Consider the following 14,437-nt stretch of genomic DNA (forward strand, 5'->3'; position numbering starts at 1 on the left):
ATGACAGATTATGAGAAATTCATAAAAACCGACGGTCGCGCCGAGATGATCAAACAGGTGCGCAAGAAGATCGACCAGCTCGGTATTGAATATCTCTACCTGCAGTTCGTCTCGATCACCGGCCGTATCATGGGCAAGGGCATCCCGGCCGATCACTGGGAGAACATCGCCAATGGCGGCTTCCAGCTCGTCTATGGCGCGACCGTCAACCTCTTCATGAACCGGCGCGGTGAATATCTGGGTTATGGCCCGGAAGCGGCCGAGCTCGTCGGCGTGCCCGAGCCCGAAACCTTCATGCAGCTGCCCTGGGACAAGCGGGTCGCCCGCATGTTCTGCACGCTGTTCCGCAACCGCGAGGAAAAGGAAAATCCAGGCGCCTATCTCACCTCGGATGGCCGCGGCAATCTCCGGCGCATCCACGACAAGTTCGAGAAGGATCATGGCCTGCGCATGCGTCACGGCACCGAGCCGGAGATGATGTGGCTCAGGAAGGACGAGAACGGCAACCCGAATGGCGGCTATTCCAATCCCTATTGCTATCATATCGACCAGTTCGAGAGCCTGCGCCCTGTCTATATGCGGGTGATCGAATATGGCCGGAAGATGGGCCTCGACATGATCCAGGGCGATCATGAGGATGCGCCCGGCCAGCTCGAACTGAACTTCAACTACGACGATGCGCTGCGCACCGCCGACCGTCTCACCACCTATCGCCAGATCTGCGCGCAGGTGGCGCGCGAGTTCAACATCATCGCCTGCTTCATGTGCAAGCCCTTCATGGGCGTGTCGGCCAATGGTTGCCACCACAACATCTCGCTGTGGAAGGGCGGCAAGGACGAGTTCAAGATACTCGGAAATGATGCGAAGAACCTCCCGGGCTTCGAGCACAACTACATGTATCGCCGCGGCGGCACGAATACGTTCATGCCGGAGACCTCCAACGCGCAGCTTCCGGGCAAGACCGGACTCTATGTCATCGGCGGCATCGTCAAGCATCTCGACGCGCTGACCGCCATCGGCTGCTCGACGGTCAACTCCTATCGCCGTCTGTGGGATACGGGCTTCTGGGCGCCGGTCTTCGCCGATTGGGGCTTCCAGAACCGCACCACGGGTCTGCGCGTTTCTGCACCTGGCCGCTTCGAATACCGCGCCGTCGACTCGATGGTGAACCCCTACATCATGGCGGGCGCTATCCTGAAGGCCGCCGACGATGGCATTCGCAACAAGATCGATCCCGGCAAGCCGGAAGAGCGCAACATCTACGCCGCGATGGAGGCCGGCAAGCAGGTTCGCCGCCTGCCGATGACCTTGGGCGATGCGCTCGAAGCCTTGAAGAAGGACGACGTCATCAAATCGGCGATGCCGGGCGAGATGCACCGTCTCTATGACGAGTATAAGCGCGACGAGTGGGAGCGTTTCCTCCACACCTCGACGCATTGGGATCTCGAAACTTATCTCAATTGCTTGCCGTGAATTCCTCCTGCGCCCTGCAGGGCGCGGGAACGAAAACCAAAGGAGATTAACATGTGTGGGATAGCAGGGCTCATCCACCGCAACGGATCGGGGAACATCGGTCAGGAAATGACCCAGATGCTCCAGTCGCTCAAGCATAGGGGACCCGACTCGACCGGCTACGCGATCTACGGCACCCCCGGGCGCAACGAATTTGTCATGCGCTTCAAGGTGGCCGAGCAGGAGGACATGGCGAAGGGCTTCGACATCCAGGATGAGGTCAAGCGCCGGCGCGCCAAGGTCGAGGAGCGTCTGGCGACGCTGGGCGTCCAGATCATCGACAAGGACGATGTCACCGACTACGCTTTTCGCTATCGCATCCAATATGACGGCGACATGAAGAAGCTCGCCGACTATGTCGAGGATGTCGAAGGTACCGAGATCCTGTCGATGGGCAATGCGCTCGAGCTCATCAAGGATCTGGGTGATGCGGCGCGGGTCGCGCAGCAATATGACCTGCGCAAGTTCAAGGGCACCCACGGCATCGGCCATACTCGCATGGCGACCGAGTCGGATGTCGATATCCGCTCCGCCCATCCTTATTGGGCCTATCCTTATAACGACATTGCCGTCGTTCATAACGGGCAGCTCACCAATTACTGGATGATGCGGCGCGAATTCGAGCGCCGCGGCCATCGCTTCATGTCGAACTGCGACTCGGAATTGCTCGCGGTCTATACCGCCTACAATCTCGAGCATGGCGCGACCTTGGAAGAGTCGCTGCGCCAGTCGATCCAGGATATCGACGGCGTCTTCACTTATCTCGTGTCGACCAAGGACTCGCTTGGCATGGCCAAGGACACCATGGCGGCGAAACCCATGGTTCTCTACGAAAGCGACGACCTCGTGGCGCTCGCTTCCGAGGAAGTGGCCATCCGCGCCGTCATTCCGCATGAGATCGACACTTGGGATCCCTATGATGAGGAGGTTCGCGTATGGCGGGCTTGACCACCACGAAACAGGCCCATGTCTCGCATGACCTGGGCATGCACACCGAAGCTTTGCGCGGCAAGACGCAGCAGCGCTTCTTCGATGTGACGCAGGAAGTCGGGGGTTACGGCTATCCGGACGCGCTCGATGTCGACTTCAACAAGCGCGCCGAGCTCGACTGCGAGAAGCTCGATACCAAGCAGATCAACAGCCAGCTGCGTGATCTCATGAAGCGCGGCTATGGCACGATCGTGCTGCAAAATCCGGGCTCCAAACATTCCATCGCGGTCGGCATCCTCAACCGGCTCAATCTCTATATCGAAGGTTCCTGCGGCTACTTCGCTCTAGGCTTGCTCGACGGGCCGAATGTGAAGGTCAAGGGCCGCGTCGGTTGGGCCTGCGGCGAGAACATGCTGTCCGGCACCATTCTCATCGAGAAGAATGCCGGCTCGCAATTCGGCGCGGCTTTGCGCGGTGGCGACATCGTCTGCAAAGGCTCTGTCGGTGCCCGCACCGGCATCGACCAGAAGGGCGGCAACATCATCGTCGGCGGCGATACGGGCTCGTTCACCGGCTTCATGATGCAGCGCGGCCGCATGGTGATCTGTGGCAATGCCGGCAAGAATCTCGGCGACTCCATGTATGACGGCACCATCTATCTGGGCGGCGAGGCGCGCAGCCTCGGCGTCGACGCGGTGCCGGGCGAGATCACCGACCTCGACCGCGAATGGCTGACCCGCAAGCTCAAAATGTACGGGCTCTATCCGAAGAAGGGCATCGGCCATTTCAAGAAGATCGTCGCCGGCAAGCAGCTGTGGAATTACGACAATCTCGAACCCGGCGAGAAGAAGCTGGTGCTCTAGGCCGTCTGTCATCCCGGCGAAAGCCGGGATCCATTGAATAAGAACACTCTGAGCGGTGCGTCCGCGCGGAATGGTGAATCATAGGTGAGGACCTGACATGGCTAAAAAAGCAGCCAAGAAAACCAAAGCGAAAGCGGCGCCGGTGAAGGCCAAGGCGAAACCCGCCGCCAAGGCGCTGGCCAAGACCAATGGCAAGAGCGCCGTCAAGCGCACCGCCACCGGGCTTGCCGCGTTGTCGCGGGCGCCGGCCGAGAGCAAGAAATATCTGCTCGGCTCGTCCAAGATCTTCACGCCGGAGGTCATGAACGACATCCACATCAAGTCCGAGCTTGGCCGCTACCGCATGCGCGGCTTCTCGCTGTTCAAGAAGATCCCGCATTGGGATGACCTCACCTTCCTGCCCGGCACGCTGACCCGCTTCGTGATCGAAGGCTATCGCGAGAAATGCGACACCAAGACGATCATCGGGCCGCGCGCCAAGCGCCCGATGGTGCTCGACATTCCGGTCTATGTTACCGGCATGTCCTTCGGTGCCTTGTCTTATGAGGCCAAGATCGCCTTGGCGCGCGGTTCGACCATGGCGGGCTCGGCCACCTGCTCGGGCGAGGGCGGCATGATCCCCGACGAGCGGCGTTATTCGATGAAGTGGTTCTATCAGTGCATCCAGTCGCGCTACGGCTTCAACCCGCACCACCTGCGCTTGGCCGATGCCTGCGAATTTTTCATCGGCCAGGGCTGTAAGGTCGGCCTCGGCGGCCATCTGATGGGCCAGAAGGTGACCGACCAGGTCGCCGAGATGCGCTCGCTGCCGGCCGGCATCGACCAGCGCTCACCCGCCCGTCACCCCGACTGGCTCGGCCCCGACGATTTGGCTCTCAAGATCCAGGAGATCCGCGAGGCGACCAACTGGGAAATCCCGATCCAGCTCAAGCTCGGCGCCGCACGTGTTTATGACGACGTGCGCATGGCGGTGAAGTGCGATCCGGACTCGATCTATATCGACGCGATGGAAGGCGGCACGGGTGCCGGCCCGCACATTGCGACCGAGGATACGGGTGTCCCCGGCATCGCCGCGATCCGCGAGGCACGCCGCGCCATCGATGAGCTCGGCAAAAAGGGCGAGATCTCGCTCGTTTATGCCGGCGGCATCCGTAATGGCGGCGACGTCGCCAAGGCGCTGGCGCTCGGCGCCGACGCCATCGCCATCGGTCATTCGGTATTGATGGCGCTCAACTGCAATAAGCATATCGACGGCGTGACCGACTATCCGGCCGAGATCGGTGTCGATGCGGGCTTCTGCTATCACTGCCATACGGGCCGTTGCCCGGTCGGCGTCGCGACGCAGGATCCGGTGCTGCGCCAGCGCCTCGACCCCGACAAGGCGGCCGAGCGCGTCTACAACTTCCTCCACACGCTCACCATGGAAGCCCAGCTGCTCGCCCGTGCCTGCGGCAAGACGAATATACATTCGCTCGAGCCCGAGGATCTGGCGGCCCTCACCATGGAAGCCTCGGCCATGTGCAAGGTGCCGCTCGCCGGCACCAACTACACGGTCGGCCTGGAAGGCGGCAACTATCACAAATACTGATCGGCTTCTCTCCGAAGGAGAAACACAATGGCAGGCACAAGCTACAAAGGCTCGGACATCAAGTCGGTCGACCAGTTCATCAAGGACAAGGCCGGCCTTTCCTCCTCGCGCGAGAAGGAGATCGGCCAGCATATCGGTTACCGCTATGACGTGAACCTGATCCCTGACTACAATCGCATCACGCCCTTCCTCAAAGGTTATCTGGAATTTATGGGCTGGGACGACCTCAACTGGCTCGAGGACGTTCATATGGGCTACGAGGAGGGCGAGCCCGCCATCTTCGACCGCAACTGCAATGGCTGGGTGCGCATTCCGAAGAATGTGAAACTGCCGAACAATCAGCAGGATCGCGACATGATGGCGCGCGAATTGCTGATCAAGTTCCAAATGTCGCCAAAGCATCCGATGGTGCAGCTGAACAAGGCCTATCGCAAGGTCGGATAATTTCCGGCGGGTGGTCATTGATCACCCGCGGGGCCTGCCATAGAACAGAACATGGCACGAACCGGCACATGCCAGTGTGGCGCTGTCCGCTATGAATGCGCGAGCGAGCCATTCGCGGTCGTCGTCTGTCACTGCGCCGAATGCCGCAAGCAATCGGCCTCGGCCTTCGGCATTTCGTTACCCGTGGCGTGCGATGGTTTCCGGCTCATCAAAGGCGCGCCTGAATTCTGGTCCAGACAGGGCGGCAGCGGCATCGAGATCCGTAGCGCCTTCTGTCCCGATTGCGGCAGCAGGCTGTGGGATGAGCCGCAGGACGCGCCCGGTATCGTTGTCCTCAAGGGCGGGTCGCTCGACGAGCCGCCTGATCTGACAAAAGCCATTCATATCTGGACCCGAAGCAAGCTGCCGGGCGTGACCATCCCGGCGGCGGCCAGGCAGTTTCCCGGGGAGCCTGAGGAATGAGGCGGACCGGCGGATGCCAATGTGGCGCGGTGCGTTATGAATGTGCCGGTGAGCCCTTGGCGCTCTATGCTTGCCATTGCACCGAATGCCGCAAGCAGTCAGCGTCGGCCTTCGGCATGTCGTTCATCGTGCTGCGCGAAAGCTTCCGCATAACGAGAGGCGCGCCGAAACGCTGGATACGCCGTGCCGACAGCGGCCGGCATGTCCATTGCTTCTTCTGCCCGACCTGCGGCTCACGTCTTTGGCATGAGCGGGAAGGCGTCGCCGACAGCCTGTCCGTCAAGGCGGGTTCGCTCGACGAGCCGGTCGATTTTTCGGCCGCCGTCCACATCTGGACGTCACGCAAGATGCCGGGCTTCAATATCCCGGAAGAGGCGGTGCAGTTCCCGGGCGAGCCCGATTAGGGCTGCAGGATCTCCAGCAGTGTACCGACGAGCTGGCGCGCGATCAAACGCTGCGGGTCGAGATTGGGATTGTAGATGGTGAGCGTCATGCCCTTGACCTTGCCCGTCGCGAAGGCGCTGCCGAGCAGGCGTTCCAGCTCCTTGAAGGAGAGCCCGTTCTCCATCCGGTAGTCGACCGCCGACATGATCTTGTCATCGAGCACATCGACGTCGAAATGGATCCAGAAGCCCTGAAGCCGTTCGTGAGTGAGCCGCGCCAGTGCCTGGTCGACGCCGGCCGCGCCCAGCGCATGCGCCTCCTGGACATCAAGGCGCATGATCTCGGCCGGATAGGGCGTCTCGACGAAATCGGAACTGTAGAGATGGTCACGCGTGCCATAGGCGACGCAGTCCGCAGGTTCAAAATAGGGGCCGAGCCCGTCGATATTGGAGAGGAGCGCGGGGCCGCGCCCGGTCACCAGAGCGAGATCCATGGACGCCGCCTCGCCATAGGGCTCGAGCGCCGCATCCCAATAATCCATATGGCCGTCGGCGAAGAGCAGTCCATGGCGGCCGCGCTGGCGGAGCGCCAAAGCCGGGCCGAGCAGGATGCTGCAGTCGCCGCCGAGCACGATAGGCGTGGCACCGTCCTCGATCACATTCCATACTTCGCGAGCGAGAAGCTGGCTGAAGCTGAGAAGCCCCGCCGGATTGAGCAGCTTCGTCTTGGGATCGCGGCGCGGATCATAGTGCGGCGCCTCGAGCCGGGTTGTCTTCTCTAGGCCAAGGCCGGTGCCGAGCCCCATCTCCAGGAGCACGCGCGGCGCATCCTGGACGCCCGAGGGCCACAGGCCGAGCACGGAAGGGGCTTCGATGATCTGGTAGCGTGGCATCGTGGATGTGAGCCTAGCATGTCCGGCGAAGTTGGCTCCAGTTCTTGTACCCATTGTGAAACCGGATGGCGAAGGGCGAAGGAAATCCGCTAGATTGCTATCCTCCAGTCTCAAAGCGAGGATCCCTGCATCATGACCAGTGCCGGCGCCTATCAGCTTTCTTCACTCGACGGAAAGGTCGCCATCGTCACCGGCGGCACGCAAGGCTTGGGCGAGGCGACCGCCCATCTTTTCGCCGATCGCGGCGCCAAGGGCCTGGTGATCTGCGGCCGTAATGAGAAAAACGGCGAGAAGGTCAAGGCGGCGCTCGACAAAAAAGGCGCTAGGACGGTCTTCGTGAAAGCCGATCTGGGGACCGTCGATGACAGCCGCGCCGTTGTGGCCGCCGCCGACAAAGCCTTCGGCCGCGCCGATATTCTCGTCAATGTCGCAGGCATCACCGACCGCGGCACCATCTGGGATACGAGCCCGGAGCTCTTCGACCAGATGTTCGCGGTCAATGTCAGGGCGCCTTTCTTCCTTATACAGGACGCCGCCAAGCTGATGCGGCGCGAGGAAACGGGCGGCACCATCGTCAATATCATCTCGATGTCGGGCCATGGTGGCCAGACCTTTATCACCGCCTATTGCGCCTCCAAGGGCGCGCTCATCACGCTGACGAAGAATGTCGCCTTCAGTCTCATGCGCCACCGCATCAGGGTCAACGGCCTGTGCATCGGCTGGATGGACACGCCGGGCGAAGACCGTATCATGAAGACCTATCACAATGCCGAGGCGGGCTGGCTTTCCGAGGCCGAGAAGAAGCTGCCTTTCGGGCGCCTGCTCAAGACGGATGAGGTCTCGCGCGCCATTGCTTATCTGGCAAGCGACGAGTCGGGCATGATGACCGGATCGATCATCGATTTCGACCAGCAGGTGGCCGGCTGTGCCGATGCCGCGCCGCAGCCGCCGCCTCTTTAGCCCCCGGTCGAGCGCCTCCCGATGAGATGATCGAGCGACAACCTGCCGCCGCCTTGCGCCATCAGGAGGAGGAAGCAGGCGGCCCAGGTGCCGTGGGTCGGCCAGGCGTCGGGATAGACGAATATCTCGATGACGAGGGTCATGCTGAGCAGCGCCAGAGCGGCGAAACGCGTGGCGAGCCCCAGCACCAGTAGGATGGGGAAGAAATGCTCGGCGAAGGCGGCGAGATGCGCCGCGATCACCGGATCGACCAGCGGCAGCTTGTATTCCTCGCGGAACAGATAGATCGCATTGTCGGAAAGATGCCAGCCCTCGAGCTTGGTCTGTCCCGATTGCCAGAAGACGGCGGCGGGCGCTACCCGGGCGACAAGGGCGATGAGCGTGTAGGGAATACGCTCGAGCAAGGCGATGGCTTTCTCGACCAGGACCATTCAGGCCTCCAGGGACGGTTCAGCGACGATATCGATGAGCGCGCCCGAGCGCATGAGCTCGGCGAGATTACGGCCGAGATCGAACTCGGCATCGGCCTGCAGTGCCTCGTCGAAGGCTTCACCAAGTGTCGCGTGCCGCATCAAGGCGAGCAGGAAAATGGCGCTGCCGGGCGAGACCTGCCGGGTGATGACCGACAGCTCGGGCCGTGTCACCAGGGCATCTTCCGCCCGCCAATCCTTGATCGGCGCAAGCGGGAGGAGGCCGGCATTCATCGACCAGATCGTCACGATCGGAAAGGCCGAGCGCACGAGGCGCACCGCCGGATGGAAGTGGAAGGTGAGGCCGCTCATGCGTTCGGATGTGACGCGCGTCAGCACGTCCGGTGAGATCGGTGCGGTATCGCGCGCATGATAGGCGCGGGTCTGGGCATCTTCCAGTCGAACGATATCGGGAAGATAGGGCAGGCTCGCCGCGGGTACGAAATCCGCGACGAACCCGGCGAAGTCCGCGCCATAATGGAGCAGCACCGGCGATGTCGGCGGATGCGCGAGCACAAAATCGCGTGCCATCGCGGTGAAGAATTCCTCGCCCACGATCTTTTCGGTGACGGGGAAACGCGCCGCCAGTGCCCGCGCCAGCCCGGTCGCCACATTGTTGCGATAGACGCCATACCGTTTGACGGGGGCGCTGCCCGTCCACGACGTGACGTCGGCCGGCACTGGCCTTGTCCGGTCGAGCAGAGCTTCGGCGAAGCGGGATTGGGTTGTGTTCATCATGACGGGCCTCACGCGGCTGCCGGGCGCCGGGCCCGGTCGAGGATCACCTGCGCCGCCTGGGCCTCGCGCGCCAAGACCGGCCAGGCCGGAATATTGTCGTCCCATTCAACGAGGCTCGCGGTCGGACCGGTGCGCGCGATCACACTTTCATAAAGCGCCCAGACCGGATCGGCGACTTGCGTGTCATGCGTGTCGATGAGAAGCGGAGCACCGGTCTCGTCTTTCGTTACCGCATGACCGCTCAGGTGGATCTCGCCGACGTATGTGAGTGGGAAGGCTTTGAGATAGGCCGCCGCATCGAGCCCGTGATTGGTGGCCGAGACGAAGACATTGTTGACGTCGAGCAGCAGGCCGCAACCGGTGCGGCGGGCGATCTCGGCCAGGAACTCGGTTTCCGGGATCGTGCTTTCGGCGAAGAGCAGATAGGTCGCCGGATTTTCGAGCAGCATCTGGCGGCCGAGCGTTTCCTGCACCTGGTCGACATGCTCCGCGACGTGAAGCAGAGTCTCCCGCGTATAGGGAAGCGGCAGCAGATCGTTGAGGAATGTGGTATCGTGGCTCGACCAGGCGAGATGCTCGGAAAAACTTTCCGGCTGGTAGCGCTCGCACAGACGCCTGAGGCGGATCAGATGATCGCGATCGAGATCCTGCGCCGAGCCGATCGACAGGCCGACGCCATGCAGCGACAGCGCATAATTCTCTCTGAGGCGCGTCAGCTGCGCATGCGGTAACCCGCCATCGCCCATGTAGTTTTCGGCATGAACCTCGAAGAAGCCGATCGGTTGCCGCTTTTCGGTGATTGTATCGAAATGCTCCGGCTTGAAGCCGACGCCGGCATGCGAGGGAAGTTTCGTGTGTTTCATATGAGACCTCCAAAACGGGAGATCGCGGCGGGACATCTCCCGCCGCGATGGAGTGTCAGGATGGCCGCGTGATGGGCTCGAGCGAGCCTGGCCCGAAGGGCGTCTGCATCGTGACGCAGGTGCCTTTGGGAACGAGCTTCCACGAATTGCCCTGGTAATCCACCTTGGATGTTCCGGCGCAGGTGGTGCCCGGCCCGGCGGCGCAGTCATTCTGGCCCTTGAGTGCCACGCCGTAGCATTTCTCCTTTTCGCCGCCGGCCGAGGCCTGGGGCATGGTGAGAAGCGTCACGGCGGTGGCGAGCGAGGCAGCCAGCATGGCCTTTGAGACGAAGGCGGCCATTACGACTTCATAGGCTCCAGCGTGCCCTTGCCCTTGGGCGTCTCCATCGACGTGCAGGTGCCCTTGGGAACGAGCTTGAAGGATTCGCTGTCATAGTCGCTGGTCGACATGCCTTTGCAGTCATGCATCCCGGCTTTGCAGTCATTCTGGCCCTTCATGGCTACGCCGTAACATTTCTCGGTCTCCTGGGCCTTGGCCGGAAGCGCGAGAACGGTTAGGGCGGTAGCGAGCGAACCGGCCAGAGCGAGATTGAGGGAACGACGATTCATGGGTCTCCTCCTGAGTATCGTGAGCCTCGCCGGCCCACAGAGGGATATTCGGGAGGAAAGGGGCGGAGCATTACAGCCTGTACAAAAAAATGGAGGGCGGGCTAGGCTGTAACGAATTGACCATGACCGGCGAAGAAGGGAATACCCGGGCATATGAACGCTGATGAGGAGCAATGGGCCGTGCTGATGCGCGCTGCGACGGCTGGCGATGAGACCGCTTACAGGGACTTCCTGAAAGCGGTGACGCCGGCTATTCGCGGTCTGGCGCGCCGCAATCTGGCGCGTTACGGCCTCTCCGCCGGTGACGCTGAGGATGTCGTCCAGGACACGCTGCTCGCCATCCATCTCAAGCGCCAGACCTGGGACAGCGACCGGCCCATCGGCCCCTGGATATCGGCCATTGCCCGCAACAAATTCATCGACCAGATGCGCCGCCGCGGCCATCGCATCCAGGTGCGGATCGAGGATATGGCCGAGATTCTCGCGGCGGAGGAGCAGCCGGCGGGGCTCGATGGCCATGACATCACCCGCATGCTGGAGAATCTGAATGAAAAGCAACGCAATGTGGTGCGTGCCTTGGCCGTCGAGGGCGCCTCGGTGCGCCAGACGGCGGAGCGTCTGAACATGACCGAGGGGGCCATCCGTGTGACCTTGCATCGTGCGGTCAAAGCGCTGTCCGCGATCTACCGGGAGAGCGACAAGTGAGGACTGACGATCTCATCGAGGCCTTGGTGCAGGACCGTGCCGCGGTTGCGGGAAAACCGCGCGGCGCCTTGTCCGTTGCGCTTGTGGGCGGCGCGCTCATCGCCGCCATCCTGTTCCTGACCGTGCTCGGCTACCGCCCCGATATTGCCGCGGCGGCGGAAACCTATCGCTTTCTGTTCAAATTCGTCTTCACGCTCACTTTGGCGGCGACGACGATCTGGCTCATCTTCACCATCGTCCGGCCCGAAGCCGTGCCGGGCTTGCGCCTTCTGGCGCTTGCCGCCGCTCCGGTTCTCATCATCCTGGCCGTGGTGGCGGAGCTTTCGGTGATGCCGTCCTCGACCTGGCTGCCGCGCCTCATCGGCAAGAACTGGTGGTTCTGCCTGACGGTGATCCCCTCGCTCGCGATTGTTCCTCTGGCTGCCTTCCTGATGGCCTTGCGGCGGGCGGCACCCGCCGATCCGGGCCTCGCCGGCGCCCTTGCGGGCCTCGCCTCTGGCGCCATTGCCGCGACGCTCTATGCCAGCCATTGCACCGACGACAGCCCGCTTTTCGTGCTCACCTGGTATTCGCTCGCTATTGGTATCGTGACCATCGTCGGCTATTTTGCCGGCCGTCGCTGGCTCGCCTGGTAGGGCGCGCTACCACCTGAGCGGGGAAACCATGGAACTTCATCGCGGCCGTCTGATCGATCATATCCAGCTGGTGGTGCGGGACCTTGCCGCCAGCCGAAAATTCTACGAGGCGGTACTGAAGGTGCTGGATGTTCCCATCGGTGGATCGGCCGACACCTACTTTTGGGCCGATGAGCTTTTCGTCTCGACCGCCGACAGCCGCGCGGCGAGCGGCCAGCTGACCGGCCGGCATCATCTGGCCTTCCAGGCCAAGGACCGGGCCACGGTCGACGCCTTCTACAAGGCCGGGCTCGCTTTTGGCGGCCGCGACAACGGCGCGCCCGGTGAGCGGCCCTATCATCCGGGCTATTACGCGGCCTTCCTGCTCGATCCCGATGGCAACAATATCGAGGCCGTCTATCACGGCGAGGCCAAGCGCAGCGCCGCTTCGGTCAAGATTGAATTTTAAAGATGTGAAAGCACGTTCAGGATCTTGCCCGTGGGATCGGCGATAAAGAAACGCCGGACGCCCCACGGCTCGTCAGTGATCTCATGGACCATCCTGCAGCCCATCTTCCTGGCGCGCCGATAGATCTCGTCCACATCATCGACCTCGATCGAGAGATCGGGCACTGGCGTGCCGGAACCGCCCTCGCTGGCGAGGCCGATCTGCGCCATGCTCGTTTCATCGGATGCCAGGGTCACGAACCAGCCATGATCCATGACGGCTTTGAGCCCCAACAGCTCGGTATAAAATTTTCGCAGCTTCGAGACGTCGTCGGTCGCGATATTCGCAACGATGCGCAAAACAGTCATTCCAGCACCTCCAGAGAAATGACTTTAGGTGTGGCGATCCGGAGATGTCTTGAATGAAAACTAACGGTCGGTATCGCGAACATGCCCGGCATAAGGCCGCCGGCTGGTTTTGAGGCGGCCGGGTGTCGTCGAAGCGAACTGCTCGATCTCGCGTGTCATATGAGGCTGGTCAGCGAATTGCGCATCGAAGGCCACGTCGGATAGAGACGCGTCCGGCGACAATAGGTTGAGCGCGGCGCGGAATCTCTCGATCCTGAGATAATGTTTAGGCGTGAGTCCGACATTACTGAGGAAGAGTTTTCTAAAGAGATGCGGCGATAATCCTAGTTCCACGCACACATCCTTGATGGCGTGACCTTCTCTCATCCGCTCCAGCCCGCGCGTCACCGTTGTCGCTTCCGCCGTGTCGCCTATTTGCTCCTCGATCTCATCCTCGAGCAGATCGAGTCTCGCCTCATGCGTTTCGAGAGCTTCAAGCCGCTTGCGCAGACGCATGGCGTCTCCGGGCCAGACACGCGTGAGATCGACCACGTGATCGGTGAGGCCGTCGATCGGTCCGAGGAGGGCGCCCGCGCCACCGGGTTTGAAGCTCACGCCGCACAGCGACGTCTGCGAGCTCAGCGATACGCGGCGCGGTCGTGTCGAAGGGCCCTGAACAACCTGCAACGCGCGCGCATCAAGCTGCGGATCGTTGGGGGCATGCTCGCTGAGCGGAAGTCCTGAGAGGCTGAAGATGATCTGCACCCGCCCCGACGGCAGAATTGTCTCTTCGCCAGCCGCCTTCGGATCCGTCACACACCACAGCCGGTCGATGATGAGCCGGCCTTTTTCTTTCCTGGCTTCACGGACCGTCAGCATGGGCTCAGCCGGGCCAGGGCTCGGCCATGGCGTTCTTCCAATTGGGCCTGAAGCTCAGGACCTCGGCATCATTGCCGAGATTGGGATTGAACAGCCGGTTGTGCCAGAGGCTCGCCTCACGCGAGATGTCGCGCGGCGCCAGCCGCTTCACCGCGCAGGAGAGCCGGTAGCGCTGGGCATATTGCTCGAAATCGAGCAGCACCGTCTTGAGCTTGGCCAGCCGCTCGGCAATGGCCGAGCCTTTGGCGAAAACCGCGGTGATCTCGTCCGAAAAAAGTTCCGGCAGCTGGTAGAAATCCGCCGCCAGATACTTGAGCCCCGCCTCGAAGGCCTGGCGGTGGTCATTGGTCTTCTGCAGCTGGAACTTGAAGAAGGCGGTGCTCTCTTCGGGGTTGTTGGGCACCAGGAGGATCGTCATCTCAGGGATAATGATCTCGCCCTTGAGGCTCGAGACCTGCGGCCGGAAGCCCGGCATGGGTGTTCCGCCATGGTCCCGCATCGCCATCTGACGGAGCCGGCACTGCCAGGCAATAAAATTGCTCTTGAGTTCACTGTTGGAGAGTCGTTTCATTAAATCCACTCTGATCCCGACCTATGCCGCACTGCAATATGTTATTTCCGATTGCAAAATTGGTTCAGAATTGGCCTAATAGTGGTCAGAATTGGTCGGCAAGTCAAAAATAAATAAATGTCCGCCCGCCATGAGGGCAGGGCTGGCAACTGAGGAGA

At 61.7% G+C, this 14,437-nt stretch carries 20 protein-coding genes; 11 read left to right on the forward strand and 9 right to left on the reverse strand.

Translation table 11 applies throughout. From position 1 onward, the window contains the following. The 7 genes from JHL16_RS04685 to JHL16_RS04715 all read left to right on the forward strand — a co-directional run bounded on the left by JHL16_RS04685 (position 1) and on the right by JHL16_RS04715 (position 6,203). Entirely contained in the window at positions 1–1,473 is a 1,473-nt protein-coding gene (locus JHL16_RS04685) for a glutamine synthetase family protein (RefSeq protein ID WP_137858805.1), read from the forward strand. Between the two features lie 51 nt (positions 1,474–1,524). After that, positions 1,525–2,460, forward strand: a complete 936-nt coding sequence (locus tag JHL16_RS04690) for a glutamine amidotransferase (protein ID WP_200183738.1) — start codon at positions 1,525–1,527, stop codon at positions 2,458–2,460. Then, positions 2,448–3,305, forward strand: coding sequence for a GltB/FmdC/FwdC-like GXGXG domain-containing protein (locus tag JHL16_RS04695; protein WP_200183739.1), 858 nt, complete (start codon positions 2,448–2,450; stop codon positions 3,303–3,305). The genes JHL16_RS04690 and JHL16_RS04695 overlap by 13 nt, the downstream gene beginning before the upstream one ends. A gap of 97 nt (positions 3,306–3,402) precedes the next feature. Continuing rightward, positions 3,403–4,893 (forward strand): FMN-binding glutamate synthase family protein, encoded by a 1,491-nt coding sequence (locus JHL16_RS04700; protein WP_246770799.1) that lies wholly within the window; start codon positions 3,403–3,405, stop codon positions 4,891–4,893. Between the two features lie 27 nt (positions 4,894–4,920). After that, positions 4,921–5,337, forward strand: coding sequence for a hypothetical protein (locus JHL16_RS04705; protein WP_137858809.1), 417 nt, complete (start codon positions 4,921–4,923; stop codon positions 5,335–5,337). 51 nt (positions 5,338–5,388) lie between these two features. Beyond that, complete coding sequence (locus tag JHL16_RS04710; protein ID WP_200183740.1) at positions 5,389–5,799, forward strand: GFA family protein; 411 nt, start codon at positions 5,389–5,391, stop codon at positions 5,797–5,799. Continuing rightward, positions 5,796–6,203, forward strand: coding sequence for a GFA family protein (locus JHL16_RS04715; protein WP_200183741.1), 408 nt, complete (start codon positions 5,796–5,798; stop codon positions 6,201–6,203). The genes JHL16_RS04710 and JHL16_RS04715 overlap by 4 nt, the downstream gene beginning before the upstream one ends. Here the strand turns inward: JHL16_RS04715 and JHL16_RS04720 are convergent. Then, positions 6,200–7,075, reverse strand: a complete 876-nt coding sequence (locus JHL16_RS04720) for an arginase family protein (RefSeq protein WP_200183742.1) — start codon at positions 7,073–7,075, stop codon at positions 6,200–6,202. The two genes, JHL16_RS04715 and JHL16_RS04720, sit on opposite strands and share 4 nt — an antisense overlap. A gap of 132 nt (positions 7,076–7,207) precedes the next feature. Here JHL16_RS04720 and JHL16_RS04725 point away from each other — a divergent pair, with 132 nt between their 5' ends. Then, a complete protein-coding gene (locus JHL16_RS04725; protein WP_200183743.1) occupies positions 7,208–8,035 on the forward strand; it encodes an SDR family oxidoreductase in 828 nt (275 codons plus the stop codon). Here the strand turns inward: JHL16_RS04725 and JHL16_RS04730 are convergent. Genes JHL16_RS04730 through JHL16_RS04750 form a run of 5 tightly spaced genes read right to left on the reverse strand, consistent with a single transcriptional unit; the run spans position 8,032 to position 10,715 of the window. Beyond that, on the reverse strand, positions 8,032–8,466 hold the full coding sequence (locus tag JHL16_RS04730) for a DoxX family protein (protein WP_200183744.1): 435 nt from the start codon (positions 8,464–8,466) through the stop codon (positions 8,032–8,034). The two genes, JHL16_RS04725 and JHL16_RS04730, sit on opposite strands and share 4 nt — an antisense overlap. Next, positions 8,467–9,243: an HvfC/BufC N-terminal domain-containing protein gene (locus JHL16_RS04735; protein WP_200183745.1), complete on the reverse strand. Its 777-nt coding sequence runs from the start codon at positions 9,241–9,243 to the stop codon at positions 8,467–8,469. It lies immediately after the preceding gene. Between the two features lie 8 nt (positions 9,244–9,251). Further along, positions 9,252–10,106 (reverse strand): MNIO family bufferin maturase, encoded by an 855-nt coding sequence (gene bufB / locus JHL16_RS04740; protein WP_200183746.1) that lies wholly within the window; start codon positions 10,104–10,106, stop codon positions 9,252–9,254. Between the two features lie 55 nt (positions 10,107–10,161). After that, a complete protein-coding gene (locus JHL16_RS04745) occupies positions 10,162–10,446 on the reverse strand; it encodes a BufA1 family periplasmic bufferin-type metallophore (protein WP_200183747.1) in 285 nt (94 codons plus the stop codon). After that, entirely contained in the window at positions 10,446–10,715 is a 270-nt protein-coding gene (locus JHL16_RS04750) for a BufA1 family periplasmic bufferin-type metallophore (protein ID WP_200183748.1), read from the reverse strand. The genes JHL16_RS04745 and JHL16_RS04750 overlap by 1 nt, the downstream gene beginning before the upstream one ends. Before the next feature lie 153 nt (positions 10,716–10,868). Here JHL16_RS04750 and JHL16_RS04755 point away from each other — a divergent pair, with 153 nt between their 5' ends. Genes JHL16_RS04755 through JHL16_RS04765 form a run of 3 tightly spaced genes read left to right on the forward strand, consistent with a single transcriptional unit; the run spans position 10,869 to position 12,503 of the window. Beyond that, positions 10,869–11,420: a sigma-70 family RNA polymerase sigma factor gene (locus JHL16_RS04755; protein WP_200183749.1), complete on the forward strand. Its 552-nt coding sequence runs from the start codon at positions 10,869–10,871 to the stop codon at positions 11,418–11,420. Continuing rightward, a complete protein-coding gene (locus JHL16_RS04760; RefSeq protein WP_200183750.1) occupies positions 11,417–12,055 on the forward strand; it encodes an NrsF family protein in 639 nt (212 codons plus the stop codon). Before JHL16_RS04755 ends, JHL16_RS04760 begins: the two co-directional genes overlap by 4 nt. Before the next feature lie 28 nt (positions 12,056–12,083). Beyond that, positions 12,084–12,503, forward strand: a complete 420-nt coding sequence (locus tag JHL16_RS04765; protein WP_200183751.1) for a VOC family protein — start codon at positions 12,084–12,086, stop codon at positions 12,501–12,503. Here JHL16_RS04765 and JHL16_RS04770 read toward each other — a convergent pair. The 3 genes from JHL16_RS04770 to JHL16_RS04780 are packed head-to-tail and all read right to left on the reverse strand — an operon-like array spanning position 12,500 to position 14,279. After that, on the reverse strand, positions 12,500–12,850 hold the full coding sequence (locus JHL16_RS04770; RefSeq protein ID WP_200183752.1) for a VOC family protein: 351 nt from the start codon (positions 12,848–12,850) through the stop codon (positions 12,500–12,502). The two genes, JHL16_RS04765 and JHL16_RS04770, sit on opposite strands and share 4 nt — an antisense overlap. 60 nt (positions 12,851–12,910) lie before the next feature. Further along, positions 12,911–13,708 carry a helix-turn-helix transcriptional regulator gene (locus JHL16_RS04775; protein WP_200183753.1) on the reverse strand — a complete coding sequence of 266 codons (798 nt, stop codon included), beginning with the start codon at positions 13,706–13,708 and terminating at the stop codon, positions 12,911–12,913. A gap of 4 nt (positions 13,709–13,712) precedes the next feature. Continuing rightward, a complete protein-coding gene (locus tag JHL16_RS04780) occupies positions 13,713–14,279 on the reverse strand; it encodes a hypothetical protein (RefSeq protein WP_137858824.1) in 567 nt (188 codons plus the stop codon). Positions 14,280–14,437: the final 158 nt, after the last annotated feature.

This window comes from Taklimakanibacter albus, from assembly GCF_016595235.1.
In the GTDB taxonomy this organism is placed as follows: Bacteria; Pseudomonadota; Alphaproteobacteria; order Rhizobiales; family Aestuariivirgaceae; genus Taklimakanibacter; species Taklimakanibacter albus.

What these genes read in the sequence shown, in the direction of transcription:
- JHL16_RS04780 (WP_137858824.1), bottom strand. Translation starts at nt 14,279, where the DNA reads ATGAAACGACTCTCCAACAGTGAACTCAAGAGCAATTTTATTGCCTGG.
- JHL16_RS04755 (WP_200183749.1), top strand. Translation starts at nt 10,869, where the DNA reads ATGAACGCTGATGAGGAGCAATGGGCCGTGCTGATGCGCGCTGCGACG.
- JHL16_RS04715 (WP_200183741.1), top strand. Translation starts at nt 5,796, where the DNA reads ATGAGGCGGACCGGCGGATGCCAATGTGGCGCGGTGCGTTATGAATGT.
- JHL16_RS04720 (WP_200183742.1), bottom strand. Translation starts at nt 7,075, where the DNA reads ATGCCACGCTACCAGATCATCGAAGCCCCTTCCGTGCTCGGCCTGTGG.
- JHL16_RS04710 (WP_200183740.1), top strand. Translation starts at nt 5,389, where the DNA reads ATGGCACGAACCGGCACATGCCAGTGTGGCGCTGTCCGCTATGAATGC.
- JHL16_RS04695 (WP_200183739.1), top strand. Translation starts at nt 2,448, where the DNA reads ATGGCGGGCTTGACCACCACGAAACAGGCCCATGTCTCGCATGACCTG.
- JHL16_RS04700 (WP_246770799.1), top strand. Translation starts at nt 3,403, where the DNA reads ATGGCTAAAAAAGCAGCCAAGAAAACCAAAGCGAAAGCGGCGCCGGTG.
- JHL16_RS04705 (WP_137858809.1), top strand. Translation starts at nt 4,921, where the DNA reads ATGGCAGGCACAAGCTACAAAGGCTCGGACATCAAGTCGGTCGACCAG.
- JHL16_RS04765 (WP_200183751.1), top strand. Translation starts at nt 12,084, where the DNA reads ATGGAACTTCATCGCGGCCGTCTGATCGATCATATCCAGCTGGTGGTG.
- JHL16_RS04730 (WP_200183744.1), bottom strand. Translation starts at nt 8,466, where the DNA reads ATGGTCCTGGTCGAGAAAGCCATCGCCTTGCTCGAGCGTATTCCCTAC.
- JHL16_RS04725 (WP_200183743.1), top strand. Translation starts at nt 7,208, where the DNA reads ATGACCAGTGCCGGCGCCTATCAGCTTTCTTCACTCGACGGAAAGGTC.
- bufB (WP_200183746.1), bottom strand. Translation starts at nt 10,106, where the DNA reads ATGAAACACACGAAACTTCCCTCGCATGCCGGCGTCGGCTTCAAGCCG.
- JHL16_RS04690 (WP_200183738.1), top strand. Translation starts at nt 1,525, where the DNA reads ATGTGTGGGATAGCAGGGCTCATCCACCGCAACGGATCGGGGAACATC.
- JHL16_RS04745 (WP_200183747.1), bottom strand. Translation starts at nt 10,446, where the DNA reads ATGGCCGCCTTCGTCTCAAAGGCCATGCTGGCTGCCTCGCTCGCCACC.
- JHL16_RS04775 (WP_200183753.1), bottom strand. Translation starts at nt 13,708, where the DNA reads ATGCTGACGGTCCGTGAAGCCAGGAAAGAAAAAGGCCGGCTCATCATC.
- JHL16_RS04750 (WP_200183748.1), bottom strand. Translation starts at nt 10,715, where the DNA reads ATGAATCGTCGTTCCCTCAATCTCGCTCTGGCCGGTTCGCTCGCTACC.
- JHL16_RS04735 (WP_200183745.1), bottom strand. Translation starts at nt 9,243, where the DNA reads ATGATGAACACAACCCAATCCCGCTTCGCCGAAGCTCTGCTCGACCGG.
- JHL16_RS04685 (WP_137858805.1), top strand. Translation starts at nt 1, where the DNA reads ATGACAGATTATGAGAAATTCATAAAAACCGACGGTCGCGCCGAGATG.
- JHL16_RS04770 (WP_200183752.1), bottom strand. Translation starts at nt 12,850, where the DNA reads ATGACTGTTTTGCGCATCGTTGCGAATATCGCGACCGACGACGTCTCG.